The sequence below is a fragment of the Mycobacterium sp. NGS68 genome (assembly GCF_059812195.1).
Map to the genome: position 1 here is coordinate 69,779 of NZ_JCALCE010000021.1, position 14,255 is coordinate 84,033.

13 protein-coding genes and 1 pseudogene are annotated in these 14,255 nt (G+C 68.5%); 7 read left to right on the forward strand and 7 right to left on the reverse strand.

Annotated elements, in window-relative coordinates:
- Positions 1–10: 10 nt before the first annotated feature.
- From AC5Y5V_RS21445 to AC5Y5V_RS21455, 3 genes and pseudogenes are all read right to left on the reverse strand, one after another.
- Positions 11–607: pseudogene (locus AC5Y5V_RS21445) on the reverse strand (RDD family protein); the annotation flags it as partial.
- Between the two features lie 72 nt (positions 608–679).
- Positions 680–2,074, reverse strand: a complete 1,395-nt coding sequence (locus tag AC5Y5V_RS21450) for a cystathionine beta-synthase (protein ID WP_499939602.1) — start codon at positions 2,072–2,074, stop codon at positions 680–682.
- A gap of 75 nt (positions 2,075–2,149) precedes the next feature.
- Positions 2,150–3,217: an alpha/beta hydrolase gene (locus AC5Y5V_RS21455; RefSeq protein WP_499939604.1), complete on the reverse strand. Its 1,068-nt coding sequence runs from the start codon at positions 3,215–3,217 to the stop codon at positions 2,150–2,152.
- Between the two features lie 245 nt (positions 3,218–3,462).
- Between AC5Y5V_RS21455 and AC5Y5V_RS21460 the strand changes: the two genes are divergently transcribed.
- Together AC5Y5V_RS21460 and AC5Y5V_RS21465 are read left to right on the forward strand one after the other, a co-directional pair.
- Positions 3,463–4,413: an SGNH/GDSL hydrolase family protein gene (locus AC5Y5V_RS21460; RefSeq protein WP_499939711.1), complete on the forward strand. Its 951-nt coding sequence runs from the start codon at positions 3,463–3,465 to the stop codon at positions 4,411–4,413.
- Positions 4,414–4,461: 48 nt separating this feature from the next.
- On the forward strand, positions 4,462–5,679 hold the full coding sequence (locus tag AC5Y5V_RS21465; RefSeq protein ID WP_499939606.1) for an acetyl-CoA C-acetyltransferase: 1,218 nt from the start codon (positions 4,462–4,464) through the stop codon (positions 5,677–5,679).
- 57 nt (positions 5,680–5,736) lie between these two features.
- On the opposite strand, the gene AC5Y5V_RS21470 is transcribed toward AC5Y5V_RS21465, so the two are convergent.
- Positions 5,737–6,591 (reverse strand): type IV toxin-antitoxin system AbiEi family antitoxin, encoded by an 855-nt coding sequence (locus AC5Y5V_RS21470; RefSeq protein WP_499939608.1) that lies wholly within the window; start codon positions 6,589–6,591, stop codon positions 5,737–5,739.
- 307 nt (positions 6,592–6,898) lie between these two features.
- Positions 6,899–7,738 (reverse strand): Bax inhibitor-1/YccA family protein, encoded by an 840-nt coding sequence (locus AC5Y5V_RS21475; RefSeq protein ID WP_499939611.1) that lies wholly within the window; start codon positions 7,736–7,738, stop codon positions 6,899–6,901.
- A gap of 213 nt (positions 7,739–7,951) precedes the next feature.
- Between AC5Y5V_RS21475 and AC5Y5V_RS21480 the strand changes: the two genes are divergently transcribed.
- The 3 genes from AC5Y5V_RS21480 to AC5Y5V_RS21490 are packed head-to-tail and all read left to right on the forward strand — an operon-like array spanning position 7,952 to position 11,513.
- Positions 7,952–9,001 (forward strand): enoyl-CoA hydratase/isomerase family protein, encoded by a 1,050-nt coding sequence (locus AC5Y5V_RS21480; RefSeq protein ID WP_499939713.1) that lies wholly within the window; start codon positions 7,952–7,954, stop codon positions 8,999–9,001.
- Positions 8,998–9,774, forward strand: coding sequence for an enoyl-CoA hydratase (locus AC5Y5V_RS21485; RefSeq protein WP_499939614.1), 777 nt, complete (start codon positions 8,998–9,000; stop codon positions 9,772–9,774). The genes AC5Y5V_RS21480 and AC5Y5V_RS21485 overlap by 4 nt, the downstream gene beginning before the upstream one ends.
- Entirely contained in the window at positions 9,771–11,513 is a 1,743-nt protein-coding gene (locus AC5Y5V_RS21490) for an alpha/beta hydrolase (protein WP_499939616.1), read from the forward strand. The genes AC5Y5V_RS21485 and AC5Y5V_RS21490 overlap by 4 nt, the downstream gene beginning before the upstream one ends.
- On the opposite strand, the gene AC5Y5V_RS21495 is transcribed toward AC5Y5V_RS21490, so the two are convergent.
- Both AC5Y5V_RS21495 and AC5Y5V_RS21500 read right to left on the reverse strand, forming a co-directional pair.
- Positions 11,510–11,935 (reverse strand): rhodanese-like domain-containing protein, encoded by a 426-nt coding sequence (locus AC5Y5V_RS21495; RefSeq protein ID WP_499939618.1) that lies wholly within the window; start codon positions 11,933–11,935, stop codon positions 11,510–11,512. The genes AC5Y5V_RS21490 and AC5Y5V_RS21495 overlap by 4 nt on opposite strands.
- Before the next feature lies 1 nt (position 11,936).
- The gene (locus AC5Y5V_RS21500) at positions 11,937–12,500 is read right to left on the reverse strand and encodes a cysteine dioxygenase (protein ID WP_499939620.1); all 564 of its coding nucleotides are present in this window, start codon (positions 12,498–12,500) and stop codon (positions 11,937–11,939) included.
- Positions 12,501–12,613: 113 nt separating this feature from the next.
- Here AC5Y5V_RS21500 and AC5Y5V_RS21505 point away from each other — a divergent pair, with 113 nt between their 5' ends.
- Together AC5Y5V_RS21505 and AC5Y5V_RS21510 are read left to right on the forward strand one after the other, a co-directional pair.
- Positions 12,614–13,048 (forward strand): lipoprotein LpqV, encoded by a 435-nt coding sequence (locus AC5Y5V_RS21505; protein ID WP_499939622.1) that lies wholly within the window; start codon positions 12,614–12,616, stop codon positions 13,046–13,048.
- A 100-nt stretch (positions 13,049–13,148) separates the two neighbouring features.
- Positions 13,149–14,183: a patatin-like phospholipase family protein gene (locus AC5Y5V_RS21510; RefSeq protein ID WP_499939624.1), complete on the forward strand. Its 1,035-nt coding sequence runs from the start codon at positions 13,149–13,151 to the stop codon at positions 14,181–14,183.
- Positions 14,184–14,255 lie beyond the last annotated feature (72 nt).

Here is a 14,255-nt window from a genome sequence, read left to right on the forward strand (position 1 = left end):
CCAGCGTAGGTCAGATCGGCAGGCAGACCGTCGTCATGAGCTTGTCGGCAAACGTCTGACGCTTGGCGTCCCACAGCGGGAACAGGTAACCGACGAAGCAGAACGAGTCGAGGATGTGCGCCAGCTGACGCACGAACGACATCGCGAATCCAATCGGCTGCCCGGTGACCTCGCTGACCACCTTGAACTTCATGACGCCCTTGCCGATGCTTGAGCCCGTCGTGCCCTGGCGGTAGCCGAAGTTCCAGACGACGTACGCGAAGACCAGCAAGCCCACCAGCCCCCACACGATCGACGCGATCGGCGAAGGCGCGTCGTAGCAAAAATCAGACACGGACGGGTTGGGGCTGCTGACGCACTTGTGCTCCACACTGACCGCACCGATCACCGCGGCGATGCCGTACAGGACGGCGACGGGAATGCTGTCGATCAGGTAAGCCAGCACGCGGGTCAGCCATGGCGTGTAGCTCTCTTTCGGCATGGCACGGACCACCGGCCCGGGCGGCGGCGGCGCGACGCCACCGGAAGGCGGGGGCGGCGGCGGGTAGGACATGCCCTCGGGCGGCGGGGGCGGCTGATTGGGGCCGCCGGGCGGTTGATTGGTCGGCGGTTGATTGGTCATGGTGCAACCTTCCACTCCGAAGAAAGCCGAACTAGCGGCATTACAGTACCTGAGCAGCTACCGCCGGCGGGGGCCGTCCGACAGGAAACCCAACAGGTCGTAGCGGGTGATCACGCCGACCGGCTTGCCCTGCTCCACCACCATCAGCGCGTCGAAGTCACGCAACGCCTTGCCCGCCACGCTGATCAACTCACCGGCACCGATCATCCGCAGCGGCGGACTCATGTGCTCCGACACCGCGTCGGCGAGATTGGCGCGCCCCTCGAAGACGGCCGAGAGCAACTCGCGCTCGGAGACGCTGCCGGCGACCTCGCCGGCCATCACCGGCGGCTCGGCGCCGACGACCGGCATCTGGGACACCCCGTACTCGCGCAGGATGCCGATCGCGTCGCGCACGGTCTCCGACGGATGGGTGTGCACCAGGTCCGGCAGCTCGCCCGACTTGCGGCGCAGCACATCGCCGACGCTGAACTCATCGGTCGACCCGTCGAGGCGAGTGCGCAGGAAACCGTAGGACGACATCCACGCGTCGTTGAAGATCTTCGACATGTAGCCGCGTCCGCCGTCGGGCAGCAGGACGACGACGAGCGAGTCGGGCCCGGCTTCCACGGCCACTTTGAGCGCCGCCACCACCGCCATCCCGCAGGACCCGCCGACCAGCATCGCCTCCTCGCGGGCCAGCCGTCGGGTCATGTTGAACGAGTCGGAGTCGGACACCGCGATGATCTGGTCGGGCACCGTCGGGTCATACGCCGCGGGCCAGAAGTCCTCGCCGACGCCCTCGACCAGATACGGCCGGCCGGTGCCGCCCGAATACACCGAGCCCTCGGGGTCGGCGCCGATGATGCGTACGGCGCCGCCCGACACCTCTTTGAGATAGCGTCCGGCCCCGGTGATGGTGCCGCCCGTGCCGATGCCCGCGACGAAATGGGTGACCTTGCCCTCGGTGTCGGCCCAGATCTCCGGGCCGGTGGTGTCGTAGTGGCTGGCCGGCCCCTGCGGGTTGGCGTACTGGTCGGGCTTCCAGGCGCCGTCGATCTCGGTGACCAGCCGGTTGGAGACGCTGTAGTAACTTGCCGGGTCGTCGGGCGGCACCGCCGTCGGGCAAACGACCACCTCGGCGCCGTAGGCGATCAAGACATTTCGCTTGTCCTCGCTGACCTTGTCCGGGCAGACGAAGACACACTTGTAGCCGCGGTGCTGCGCCACCAGCGCCAGGCCGACGCCGGTGTTGCCGGAGGTGGGTTCGACGATGGTGCCGCCCGGCTTCAGCTCTCCGCTGGCCTCGGCGGCGTCGATCATCTTGGCCGCGATCCGGTCCTTCGAACTGCCGCCGGGATTGAGATATTCGACCTTTGCCGCCACGGTCCCGGCACCGGCGGGGACGACGGAATTCAGGCGAACCAGTGGCGTATGCCCGATGAGGTCACTGATGTGCTGCGCAATCCGCATGCGCATATCGTCTCAGGCGATTTCGCGCCGCGCACACCCGCTCTGCCGGCTCGATGCGGCGCACCGTCCGATCTGCTAGCCGGTGGCCTCGCGGATGTACTCGCCGATCTGGCGTAGCGAACGGAGCGCCTCGGGCACCAGCGGCGCGGCGAGCTGGAAGTCGTGAACCTGGCCTGGCCAGACCCGCACCTCCGCCGGCACCCCGACGGCCGCGAGCCGGGTGGCAGCCAACTGCGCGTCGTGCAGCAACACCTCGGACCCGGACACGTGGATCAGCGTGCGCGGCAGCCCCGGCTTGATGTGCTCCAAGGGCTCGTAAATCTCCTCCGGCTTGCCGTCAACCATGTGCTTGGCAGCCGCCCCAGCAACCAACTCGGTGAGCGCGTCGAAAACCCTCGCCTGGAACATCGCATCGCATTTGATGTTGGGGTGGGCCTGCTTGCATTCCTTTGCTAGCTGGAGCAGTGGCGAGATGGCTACCAGAGCCGCCGGCTCCTCGCCCTCGTCCTGCAGACGCTGCGCGAGGGTCAGCGCGAGGTAGCCGCCGGCCGAATCGCCGGCCAGCACGATCTGCTCCGGGTCATAGCCGCGCAGCCGCAGCCACCGGTAGCCGTCGTAACAGTCGTCGAGCGCCATCCCGATCGAATGCTTGGGCAGCAGCCGGTAGTTGACGACCAGAACCGGCGTGTCAGCAAACTCCGAGAGCGCTTCGACGAGCCTCCCGTGCGAGTTTGCTCCACAGGTTAGGAACGCGCCACCGTGCAGATACAGGACGACGCGTCGGGTGCCGTCCGCGGGAAGCACTCCCGGCGCTCGAACCAGCTGCGCCGACGCATTAGGCAAGGTCACCTCGGCCCGCACGGTGGCGGTTGTCGGAAGGAGCGCCTTGGCCGTCATGTCGACGAGGCCCCAGGGCCAGGGCAGATTCGGAACGTAGCTTCCGACCGCGAGCACCGGCCGGATCGTCAACCATGACGCCAGCGTGGCTAATCGAGCAGCGATGCTTGGCCCGGATTCGAGCACCTCGACCGGGGCGCCATCGCTGATCGCGAATCTGCGGTTTTCAACTTTACGTGCCCGCAGTACGTCACGTGGCCGAATGGCATGACGGGGCGAGCCGGATACCTTGCTAGGTGCGGTCATGCTCAACACTTCCTACGTCTTTGTAGTCCGATACAGCATGTGACGAAGCGGCGGTCCGTCCGGTTCAACTGGTGTTCCCCGAGCGTTCAGCCAACCCCGCAAACTTAGCTTGACAGGCCTAGCTGAGTGGCGGATATGAAGAAGCTAATTCGATACCACATTTCTTCCACAACGTAATCGCGTAGTTCGTCAGCAACCCGCGCAAAGTCCGCAGACGACCTAAACTGATTCACGTGACCATGCGGGTGCCGCGTCGTTCGACGATCGCCCTGGCCACAGCGGGTGCGCTGGCCTCGACGGGCACGGCCTATCTGGGCGCACGCAACCTACTGGTTGGCCAGGCGACGCACGCGCGCACCGTGATCCCGAAATCCTGGGACATTCCGCCCCGCGCCGACGGCGTGTACACGCCGGGCGGCGGCCCCGTGCAACGCTGGCGGCGCGGGGCGCCCTTCGACCTTTGTCTGATGATCTTCGGTGATTCGACGGCCGCCGGCTACGGCTGTATGAGCGCCGACGACGTGCCCGGCGTGCAGATCGCCCGCGGACTGGCCGAGTGCACCGGCAAGCGCGTGCGGTTGAGCACCAAGGCCATCGTCGGCGCCACTTCGAAAGGCCTCTGCGGCCAGGTCGACGCGATGTTCGTGGCCGGCCCGCCGCCGGATGCCGCGGTGATGATGCTCGGCGCCAACGACATCACCGCGCTCAACGGCGTCAGCCAGTCTGCGGGCCGGCTGGGCATGTGCGTGCGCAAGCTGCGCGCGCGCGGAGCGGCGGTGGTCGTCGGCACCTGCCCGGATCTGGGCGTCATCAGCGCCATCCCCCAGCCGCTGCGCTCGCTGGCGCACACGCGGGGCACGCAGCTCGCCCGGGCCCAGGCCGCGGCCGTGCGGGCCGCGGGCGGCGTGCCGGTCCCGCTGGCGCAGATCATGGCGCCGCATTTCCGTTCGATGCCGGAGCGGATGTTCTCCCCGGACGGCTACCACCCCGCCGCCCCCGCGTATGCGCTGGCGGCCGCGCAGCTGCTGGCCGCTCTCTGCGTGGAGTTGGATGTTCCCGCGCCGCCGCTGCCGTCGGCAGCTGCGCCCGGTCCGGGCGCGGCGCACTCGCGGCTCGGCGTGGTGTCGCGGTTATGGCGGCGTCCGTCGTCGGATCTGGCCGCCCCGTCGTCGTGCCAGCCGGTCGGCAGCGACTAGATTTGTTGGGTCTCGGTTTCCAAGCCGGGCCTATACAAAGGAGTCGTCATGCCGGAAGCCGTCATCGTCGCAACTGCCCGCTCGCCGATCGGCCGTGCGATGAAAGGGTCGCTGGTCAGCATGCGCCCCGACGACCTGGCGGTACAGATGGTGCGTGCGGCGCTGGACAAGGTCCCGGCGTTGAACCCGCACCAGATCGACGACCTGATCCTGGGCTGCGGCCTGCCCGGCGGCGAGCAGGGCTTCAACATGGGGCGCGTCGTCTCGGTTGCGCTCGGGTTCGACTTCCTGCCGGGCACGACGGTGAACCGGTACTGCTCGTCGTCGTTGCAGACCACCCGGATGGCGTTCCACGCGATCAAGGCCGGCGAGGGCGACGCATTCATCTCCGCGGGCGTGGAGACCGTGTCACGGTTCGCCAAGGGCAACTCGGACTCCCTGCCGGACACCAAGAACCCGCTGTTCGACTCGGCGCAGGAACGCTCTCAGGCGGCCGCGGCGGGCGCCGACGAGTGGCACGACCCGCGCGCCGACGGGAACGTGCCCGACGTCTACATCGCGATGGGCCAAACCGCCGAGAACGTGGCGATCTTGTCCGGCATCAGCCGCGAGGACCAGGACCACTGGGGCGTGCGCAGCCAGAATCGTGCCGAGGAGGCGATCAAGAGCGGGTTCTTCGAGCGCGAGATCTCCCCGGTCACCCTGCCCGACGGCAGCACGGTCAGCACCGACGACGGCCCGCGCGCCGGGACCACCTACGAGAAGATCAGCGAGCTCAAGCCGGTGTTCCGCCCCAACGGCACCGTCACCGCCGGCAATGCGTGTCCGCTCAACGACGGCGCCGCCGCGCTGGTGATCACCAGCGACACCAAGGCAAAGGAGCTGGGCCTGACGCCGCTGGCCCGCATCGTGTCCACCGGGGTCAGCGGCTTGTCGCCGGAGATCATGGGCCTGGGCCCGATCGAGGCGTCCAAGCAGGCGCTGGCCCGCGCCGGTCTGTCGATCGGCGACATCGACCTGTTCGAGATCAACGAGGCTTTCGCGGTGCAGGTGCTGGGCTCTGCGCGGGAGCTGGGCATCGACGAGGACAAGCTCAACGTGTCGGGTGGAGCGATCGCGCTGGGTCACCCCTTCGGCATGACCGGCGCCCGGATCGCCACCACGCTGCTGAACAACCTGAAGACCCACGACAAGACGCTGGGCCTGGAAACCATGTGCGTGGGCGGCGGCCAGGGCATGGCGATGGTGCTGGAGCGGCTGTCCTAGTTCGCCGACGCGGTTGACTCTGCGCCTACTGCGCAAAAGCGCGAGTAGCGACCGCAGTCAGCGCAGACTCAACGCATCCCAGGCCCGGCGAACTCGGCGAATGACGTCGTGGGCCCCGTGTTGCGCGACCACTCTGATATCGGTCCAGCCGACGTGAGTGACGTACTCCTGACGATCGACGTCGCTGCCGAACTGCCACGGATCCGTCCAGTGCTGTTCACCGTCGTACTCGACGGCCAGCATGATCTCCTCCCAGCCCATATCGAGGAAGTACCGCGGAAAGCCGTCCGGCCCCAGCACCGGGATCTGCGTCTGCGGCCTCGGGAACCCCGCGTCGATCAACAGCAGCCGCAGCCAGGTTTCCTTCGGCGACTGAGCGCCGGAATCGACTAGGTCCAGCACCGTCGCCAACTGACGCAGGCCGCGGGTACGACGGTGTTTGCCGGCCAACTCCTCGACATCGCGAACCTTGAAGTCAGTGGCCGCCGCGAGCGCGTCGAGGTCCGCGACGGCACGATTCCTGGGTCCGCGTCTGCCCATGTCGAAGGCCGTGCGCTCCGGCGTCGTCACGCGCAGGCCGCCGAGCCACTCGGACTCGCTGTCCAACAGCAACTCGTCCCGCGCGACGACGCCTTTCGGTGCTCTGGCATTGCGCCAGATCAGCTCCACCGGGGTCTTGTCGTCGACCCACTTGGCGCCGTGCATCGCCGACGCCGCTGCACCCGCGATGACCGCCTGCCTGCGCGACCAGAGCCACGCGGCGAAAGTGCGCTGTCGCAACGACGGCTTGACGCGTTTGTCGAGGTAAACGTTCGGCATGATCGCGCGGTAGTACCTGCGCAGCTCAAACGCGGTGACGTCGCCGGCGGCCAGCGCCTCGCTGCCGATGAACGGTTGATGACTCGCTTCCATGGCGGCATGTTGTCAGCCCGGCACCGAAATCCGCATTCACTCTGCGCCCACTGCGCACAAGTCCGAGTAACGACCACAGCCAACGCAGACTCAACGCCTCCCAGGCCGCGGCGCCGACTTGACTCTGCGCCCACCGCGCAAAAGCACGAGTAGACACCACAGCCGCCGCAAACTCAACGCCTCCCAGGCCCACAGGCCGCCGCGGCCCCCAAAGCCCGCGGCCGCAGCCGCGCAAACCCCGCGGCCGCCGACGCGCGAACGCAAGAAGCCCCCGGCAAGCCGGGGGCTTCAGCGGCTGCTAGAGCAGCTAGTCGTTCTGGAAGTAACTCAGCAGGCGCAGGATCTCAAGGTACAGCCAGACCAGAGTCACCATCAGGCCCAGCGCGATACCCCATGCGGCCTTCTCCGGCGCACCGGCGCGAATCATCTGGTCGGCCGCGTCGAAGTCGATCAGGAAGCTGAACGCCGCGATGCCGATCATGACCAGCGAGAAGATGATCGCGACCGGGCCGCCGTCCCGCAGCGGGCCGGCACCGTGGGTGAAGAGGCCCATGATCAGGTTGCCGACCATCAGCACGACCGCGCCGATAAGGGCAGCGAAAATCATCCGCGTGAACTTCGGCGTGACGCGGATGGCGCCGGTCTTGTAGACGACGAGCATGCCGGCGAACACGCCGATCGTGCCGAGCACGGCCTCCGCGATCAAACCACCGGCATTGGCGTGGGTTCTGCCGCCGCCGACAGTGAAGTTGGCCAGCAGGAACGAAATGGCGCCGAGGAACAGCCCCTCCAGGCCGGCGTACGTGAGCACGATGCCGGGGTTGTCCTGCTTGTTGCCGAAGGTGGCGATCATCACGAGGATGAAGCCGCCGAGTCCACCGATCGCGACGAGCGGCAACGCCAGCGCGTGGTTGGCCGATGTCAGGAAATACGAGACGGCGGCGACGGCCGACAGCAGGGCCAGCGTGATGCCGGTCTTGGTGACGACGTCGTCGATGGTCAGCGGACGGGAGGCCTTGGCCTCCTGATAGGGGGCGTAGGGGTTCGCCTGATACGCCTGCATCTGGGCCGGGCCAGTGCCGAACTGCGCGTATCCGCCCTGCTGCTTAGGCAGCGAACGAAATACCGGGTTGCTTGTCTCCCGCACCGTCGGATCCTCTCTTGTGGCAGTGCTCGAGCCGTACGAACACACGATCAACGAACAGCGACCCGCCCGGGTTCCCAGGGGAGCTGGTGATTTCTCGGCGGGACCACGGTAAACCTTACCCGCGGACGCTCGCGAGTCACCAAGGATCTAGATTGCTGGTCAAAGTCATAACCACCGATGCCGGCGAGGGGAGACCAGGGCGTGACTGCAGCCGTGACCGGAGAGTCCGATGAAGTCCTGACCCGCGTCGAGAACGGCGTCGGCCTAATCACCCTCAACCGCCCCAAGGCGATCAACTCGCTCAGCCAGACGATGGTGGAGCTGCTCAGCACGGTCCTGATCCGCTGGGAGGGCGACGACGCGATCCGCGCGGTGGTGCTGTCGGGGGCCGGCGAGCGCGGACTGTGCGCCGGCGGCGACGTCGTCGCGCTGTACCACAGCGCCCGCAAGGACGGCGTGGATGCGCGGCGGTTCTGGCGCGATGAGTATCTGCTCAACGCGCAGATCGGCCGATTCCCCAAACCGTACGTGTCGCTGATGGACGGCATCGTGATGGGCGGCGGCGTCGGCGTCGGCGCGCACGCCCGCGTGCGGGTGGTGACCGACACGTCGAAGGTCGCGATGCCCGAGGTCGGCATCGGCTTCATCCCTGACGTCGGCGGGGCGTATCTGCTCTCGCGTGCCCCGGGCGCGCTGGGCCTGCACGCGGCGCTGACGGGCGCACCGTTCTCCGGCGCCGACGCGATCGCGCTGGGTTTCGCCGACCACTACGTGCCGCACGACGACCTCGAGGCGTTCACCGCGGCCATCGTCGCCGGCGGGGTCGACGGCGCGGTGGCTCAGCACGCCGTCGAGCCGCCGCCGAGCCCCCTTGCCGAACAACGCGATTGGATCGACAAGTGCTTCGCGGGTGACACGGTCGAGGAGATCGTGGCCGCGCTGCGCGCGCACGGCGGACCCGCTCAAGACGCCGCGAACCTGATCGGCACCCGCTCCCCCATCGCGCTGTCGGTGACCCTGGAGGCGGTGCGCCGCGCCGGCAAGCTGGACACGCTGGAAGACGTTCTGACGCAGGACTATCGGGTGTCGACGGCGTCGCTGCGCTCCCACGACTTCGTCGAGGGGATCCGCGCGCAATTGGTCGACAAGGACCGCAACCCGAAGTGGTCGCCGTCGACGCTGGCCGAAGTCACCGCCGCCGACATCGAGTCGTATTTCGAGCCCGTCGACGACGACCTTCGCTTCGAGAAAGGCACCTCATGAGCTACGAGACCATCCTGGTCGAGCGCGATGACCGCGTCGGCACCATCATCCTGAATCGTCCCGAGGCACTGAACGCGCTGAACAGTCAGGTGATGAACGAAGTGACCAGCGCCGCAGCCGAACTGGACAACGACCCGGGCATCGGGGCGATCATCATCACCGGTTCGGGCAGCAAGGCATTTGCGGCGGGTGCCGACATCAAGGAGATGGCGAACCTGAGCTTCGCCGACGCGTACGACGCCGACTTCTTCGAGAAGTGGAGCAGGTTGGCCGCCGTCCGCACCCCGACGATCGCGGCGGTGGCCGGCTACGCGCTGGGCGGCGGCTGCGAGCTGGCGATGATGTGCGACCTGCTGATCGCCGCGGACACAGCGAAATTCGGCCAGCCGGAGATCAAGCTCGGTGTGCTGCCAGGGATGGGCGGCTCGCAGCGGCTGACGCGGGCCATCGGCAAGGCCAAGGCCATGGACCTCATCCTGACCGGGCGCACCATCGACGCCGCCGAAGCCGAACGCAGCGGCCTGGTTTCGCGCGTGGTGCCGGCCGACGAGCTGATCACCGAGGCCAAGGCCGTCGCCGCCACCATCTCGCAGATGTCGCGGTCCGCGGCGAGGACGGCCAAGGAAGCCGTCAACCGGGCGTTCGAAACCAGCCTGTCCGAAGGACTTCTCTACGAGCGCAGGCTGTTTCACTCGACCTTTGCCACCCACGACCAGTCCGAAGGCATGGCGGCCTTCGTCGAGAAGCGTCCCCCCAACTTCAAACACCGATGAGCGAGACCGCCTCCGCGGCTCCCGCCGGACAAGAGGAATCGGCTGCCGAGCCGGTCGGTCCGGAAGTCCCTGAGCCGCAACCGAAGCACGAGGCGTTCTGGGTGCGGCATTACACGTTCACCGGCACCGCGTTCGGGCTGGTGTTCATCTGGCTTTCCCTGACGCCGTCGCTGCTGCCGCGCGGTCCGCTGTTCCAGGCCGTGGTCAGCGGGTGCTCCGGCGCCATCGGCTATGGCCTGGGCGTCTTCCTGGTCTGGCTGGTCCGCTACATGCGATCCCGCGACTCCAGCCCGCCGCCGCCGCGCTGGGCCTGGTTCCCGCTGATCGGGTTGGGCGTGATCGGCCAGATCCTGATGGCGATCTGGTTCCACGTCTGGCAGGACCGCGTGCGCGACCTGATGGGCGTCGAGCACCTGAACTGGTACGACTACCCGCTGACCGTGGCCCTGTCGCTGATCGTGCTGTTCAGCCTGGTGGAAGTCGGTCAGTTCATCCACTGGCTGGTCGGCTTCCTGGTCGGAAAGGTCGACCGGTACGCGCCATTTCGCCTCTCGGCGACCATCGTCGTGGTGTTGCTGGTGGCGCTGACGGTCACCCTGCTCAACGGCGTGGTGATCAAGTTCGCGATGCGCAAGGCCAACGGCACCTTCGCGCAGGTCAACGACGAGACGAACCCCAACACCGCGCCGCCGACGACGGAACTGCGCTCCGGCGGTCCGGGGTCGAAGGCGTCGTGGAGGTCGCTGGGCCATCAGGGCCGGATCTTCGTCGCCGCCGGTCCCACCGTGGAGCAACTCACCGCGTTCAACGGGGTCTCGGCCATCCCGCCGATCCGCGCGTACGCGGGGCTGGATTCCGCCGAGGAGCCCGGCATCACCGCCACCGCCGAGCTCGCCGCGCAGGAACTCAAGCGCACCGGCGGCCTGCAGCGCGCCGTCGTCGCGGTCGCGACCACCACCGGCACCGGCTGGATCAACGAGGCGGAGGCCGACGCGCTGGAGTACATGTACAACGGCAACAGCGCGATCGTGAGCATGCAGTACTCGTACCTGCCGAGCTGGCTGTCCTTCCTGGTCGACAAGGAGAACGCCCGGCGCGCCGGCCAAGCCCTGTTCGAGGCCGTCGACAGGCTGATCCGGCAGATGCCCGAGGGGCAGCGCCCCAAGCTCGTGGTGTTCGGCGAGAGTCTGGGATCGTTCGGCGGCGAGGCGCCGTTCATGAGCCTCAACAACGTCCTGGCCCGCACCGACGGCGCGTTGTTCAGCGGCCCGACCTTCAACAACACCATCTGGAACGACCTGACCAACACCCGCGACGCCGGCTCGCCGCAGTGGCTGCCCATCTACCACCGCGGCGCCAACGTCCGATTCGTCGCTCGCCCAAGCGATTTGGATCGCCCGCAACCGCAGTGGGGGCCGGGCCCGCGGGTGGTGTATCTACAGCACGCCTCCGACCCGATCGCCTGGTGGACACCCGATCTGCTGTTCGCGCGGCCGGACTGGCTGAAGGAGCCGCGCGGCTACGACGTGCTGCCCGAGACGCGGTGGATTCCGTTTGTCACGTTCCTGCAGGTGTCCGCCGACATGGCGGTGGCCGTCGATGTGCCAGAGGGGCACGGGCACAAGTACGTCGCCGACGTCGCCAACGCCTGGGCCGCGGTGCTGTCACCGCCCGGCTGGACGCCGGAAAAGACCGCACGGCTGCGGCCGCTGCTGCATCCCAACGCCGACGCGGGCTAGATCCACCGGCGGCCGGTGGCGCCGGCCAACTCGCCCCGGACGCGCCCGAGCTGGTCCAGCACGCCGGCCCCGGCCAGCGCGTGGTAACCACCGATGACGTCGGTCGCGCGGTGCAGGCCGAGGTCCAGCAGCGCGGCCGCGGCCAGGCTGGAGGTGTAGCCCTCCGAGCACACGATCACCCACTCGACGTCGTCGTCGACGGCCTCGGGCAGCCGGGCGTCGCTGGTCGGGTCGCAGCGCCATTCCAGGACGTTGCGTTCGATCACCAGCGCACCGGGCACCTCGCCCTCCTGCGACCGCTGGGCCTGCGGCCGAATGTCGACGAGCACCGCGCCGCGCCGCAGCGCGTCGGGAACGTCGGCGGCGGGCAGGCGGCGGTAGCGGCGGCGGGCGGCGGCCAGTACCCGGTCGATGCGACTCATCTCAGGGCCCTTCGGGTTGGTCGGTCAGCTCGGTGCGCTGACGGCGCAGCGTATTGCGTTCGGTCACTTCGTAATACGACATCGCGGTCAACGGGGGCGAATAGGCGTGCACGCTCAAGGTCGGCTGGACGGCCACGGCGTCGGCGGGCCGCGGCGCCCACACCACGTCGTGCACCCAGCCCAGCGGGAACCCGGCCTGATCGCCGGCATCCAAGCGACGGCGGCGCAATCGGCGGCCGTCCCAACGGAATTCGTTGAGGGAGCCGGACAGCACGGTCAGCGCACCGAGCGAGCCGCCGTGGTCATGCAGTTCGGTCGCGTGGCCCGGCACCCAACTGATCAGCCAGACGTCCAGCTCGTCGTCGCCGCGGATGCGGGTGAACCAGCGCTCGTCGGTCGGCACCCCGCCCGGCGGCAGCAGGTCGTCGCACCGGCCGCTCAGGACGTCGTCGGCCGCCTGGTCGGTGGCGTGCAACAGGTCGGGCACCCGCAGTCGCGTGGGTCCCGACGACGGGGGCGACGTCAGCGTGCGCAGCGCGACAGGGGTGGCGAGAGATGCAGACATTCGGGAGCTCCAGGGTGAACGGAATTGGACAAGCGGCGGCGCGTCAGGGCCGACAACACTCGCAAAATCCGAACTGCTCCATCACGACCGACAGTGTTGCATAGATTGGCACTGTGCACCGGTGCCGCGATCGCGTCCTGCTGTCGGTCACGGCGGTCGTTGCCACCGGCCTGATCGCGGGTTGCACGCACGACGTGAGCGGCCGGGCCACGCCGGCCCCAGGGCTCTCGTCGGCGCCGGCGCGCGGTCCGGGTGCGGTGCCGCCGGAGGCCATCGGCCTCTCGCCGGCCGGTGTCACGACCCGAGTCGACGTGCCCGCCGATTCGACCGAGGAAGAGTACTTCCAGGCCTGTCACGCCGCAAAACAGTGGATGGAGACCAGACCCAAGACCGGTGAGTCACCGCTCGAGCCGTACCTGGCGATGGTGCAGGCCTCGCCGTCGGGCGGCGCCGGCACGTGGAACAAGCGGTGGGCGGAGCTGACCCCGGCGCGGCAGGCGGCGGTCATCACGGCGGCGCGCGCGGCCGCCAACGACGAGTGCGGCTGAGGGACCCCGCGACGCATTCAGATCACGCGTGTACGAAATTGCCGACGCTGGGGTGCACCCGGCTGAATGGGCGCGGGTTTCGCCACGGCAAGATAAGCGGATGGCCCCCACCCGAGTCGCGCTGGCGCTCGGCAGCGGCAGCGCCCGCGGCTACGCACACATCGGGGTGATCCAGGTGCTGCAGGAGCGCGGCTACGAGATCGTGGGCATCGCCGGCTCGTCGATGGGGGCGCTGGTCGGCGGGGTGCAGGCCGCCGGACGGCTCGACGGACTCGCCGACTGGGCGAAGTCGCTGACCCAGCGCACCATTTTGCGGCTGCTGGATCCCTCGATCGCCGCGGCCGGGGTGCTGCGGGCCGAGAAGATCCTGGACGCGGTGCGAGACATCGTCGGACCGGTCGACATCGAGGACCTGCAGATTCCGTTCACCGCGGTGGCCACCGACCTGCTGGCCGGAAAATCGGTGTGGTTTCAGCGCGGCCCGCTCGACGAGGCCATCCGGGCCTCCATCGCGATTCCGGGCGTGATCTCTCCCCACGAGATCGACGGGCGGTTGCTCGCGGACGGCGGCATCCTGGACCCGTTGCCGATGGCACCGATCGCCGCGGTCAACGCCGACCTGACCATCGCGGTGAGCCTCAACGGCAGCGAGCCCGGCGCCAGCCACGATGCCGAGCCCAGCGTCACCGCGGAGTGGCTCAACCGCGTAATACGCAGCACCTCGGCGCTGTTCGACGCCAGCGCCGCGCGGTCACTGCTCGACCGGCCGGCCGCGCGGGCGGTGCTCAGTCGGCTTGGTGCGTCGCTGCCGGAGTCGGAAACCTGGCCCGAGGAGTCCGACATCGAGCTGCCCGACACCGACGAGGCCGACGAGGCGGTGCCGGCCGAAGTTCCCAAGATGGGCAGCTTCGAGGTGATGAACCGGACCATCGACATCGCCCAATCCGCGCTGGCCCGCCACACGCTGGCCGCCTACCCGCCCGACCTGCTGATCGAGGTGCCCCGCTCGACGTGCCGCAGCATGGAATTCAACCGCGCGGCCGAGGTCATCGAGACCGGCCGCACGCTGGCCGGCGAAGCCCTGGACGCCCTGGAAGTCAAGGCCGCCGACCGCACTCCCGCGATCGAGGGCTGACGGGCCGGACGCCGCAGCCGCTTCATCCGTGGCGCCGAGGGTGCACTGGCTGCGAGAAAACCGCGTGCGGCA

What these genes read in the sequence shown, in the direction of transcription:
- AC5Y5V_RS21450 (WP_499939602.1), bottom strand. Translation starts at nt 2,074, where the DNA reads ATGCGGATTGCGCAGCACATCAGTGACCTCATCGGGCATACGCCACTG.
- AC5Y5V_RS21455 (WP_499939604.1), bottom strand. Translation starts at nt 3,217, where the DNA reads ATGACCGCACCTAGCAAGGTATCCGGCTCGCCCCGTCATGCCATTCGG.
- AC5Y5V_RS21465 (WP_499939606.1), top strand. Translation starts at nt 4,462, where the DNA reads ATGCCGGAAGCCGTCATCGTCGCAACTGCCCGCTCGCCGATCGGCCGT.
- AC5Y5V_RS21470 (WP_499939608.1), bottom strand. Translation starts at nt 6,591, where the DNA reads ATGGAAGCGAGTCATCAACCGTTCATCGGCAGCGAGGCGCTGGCCGCC.
- AC5Y5V_RS21485 (WP_499939614.1), top strand. Translation starts at nt 8,998, where the DNA reads ATGAGCTACGAGACCATCCTGGTCGAGCGCGATGACCGCGTCGGCACC.
- AC5Y5V_RS21490 (WP_499939616.1), top strand. Translation starts at nt 9,771, where the DNA reads ATGAGCGAGACCGCCTCCGCGGCTCCCGCCGGACAAGAGGAATCGGCT.
- AC5Y5V_RS21495 (WP_499939618.1), bottom strand. Translation starts at nt 11,935, where the DNA reads ATGAGTCGCATCGACCGGGTACTGGCCGCCGCCCGCCGCCGCTACCGC.
- AC5Y5V_RS21500 (WP_499939620.1), bottom strand. Translation starts at nt 12,500, where the DNA reads ATGTCTGCATCTCTCGCCACCCCTGTCGCGCTGCGCACGCTGACGTCG.
- AC5Y5V_RS21510 (WP_499939624.1), top strand. Translation starts at nt 13,149, where the DNA reads ATGGCCCCCACCCGAGTCGCGCTGGCGCTCGGCAGCGGCAGCGCCCGC.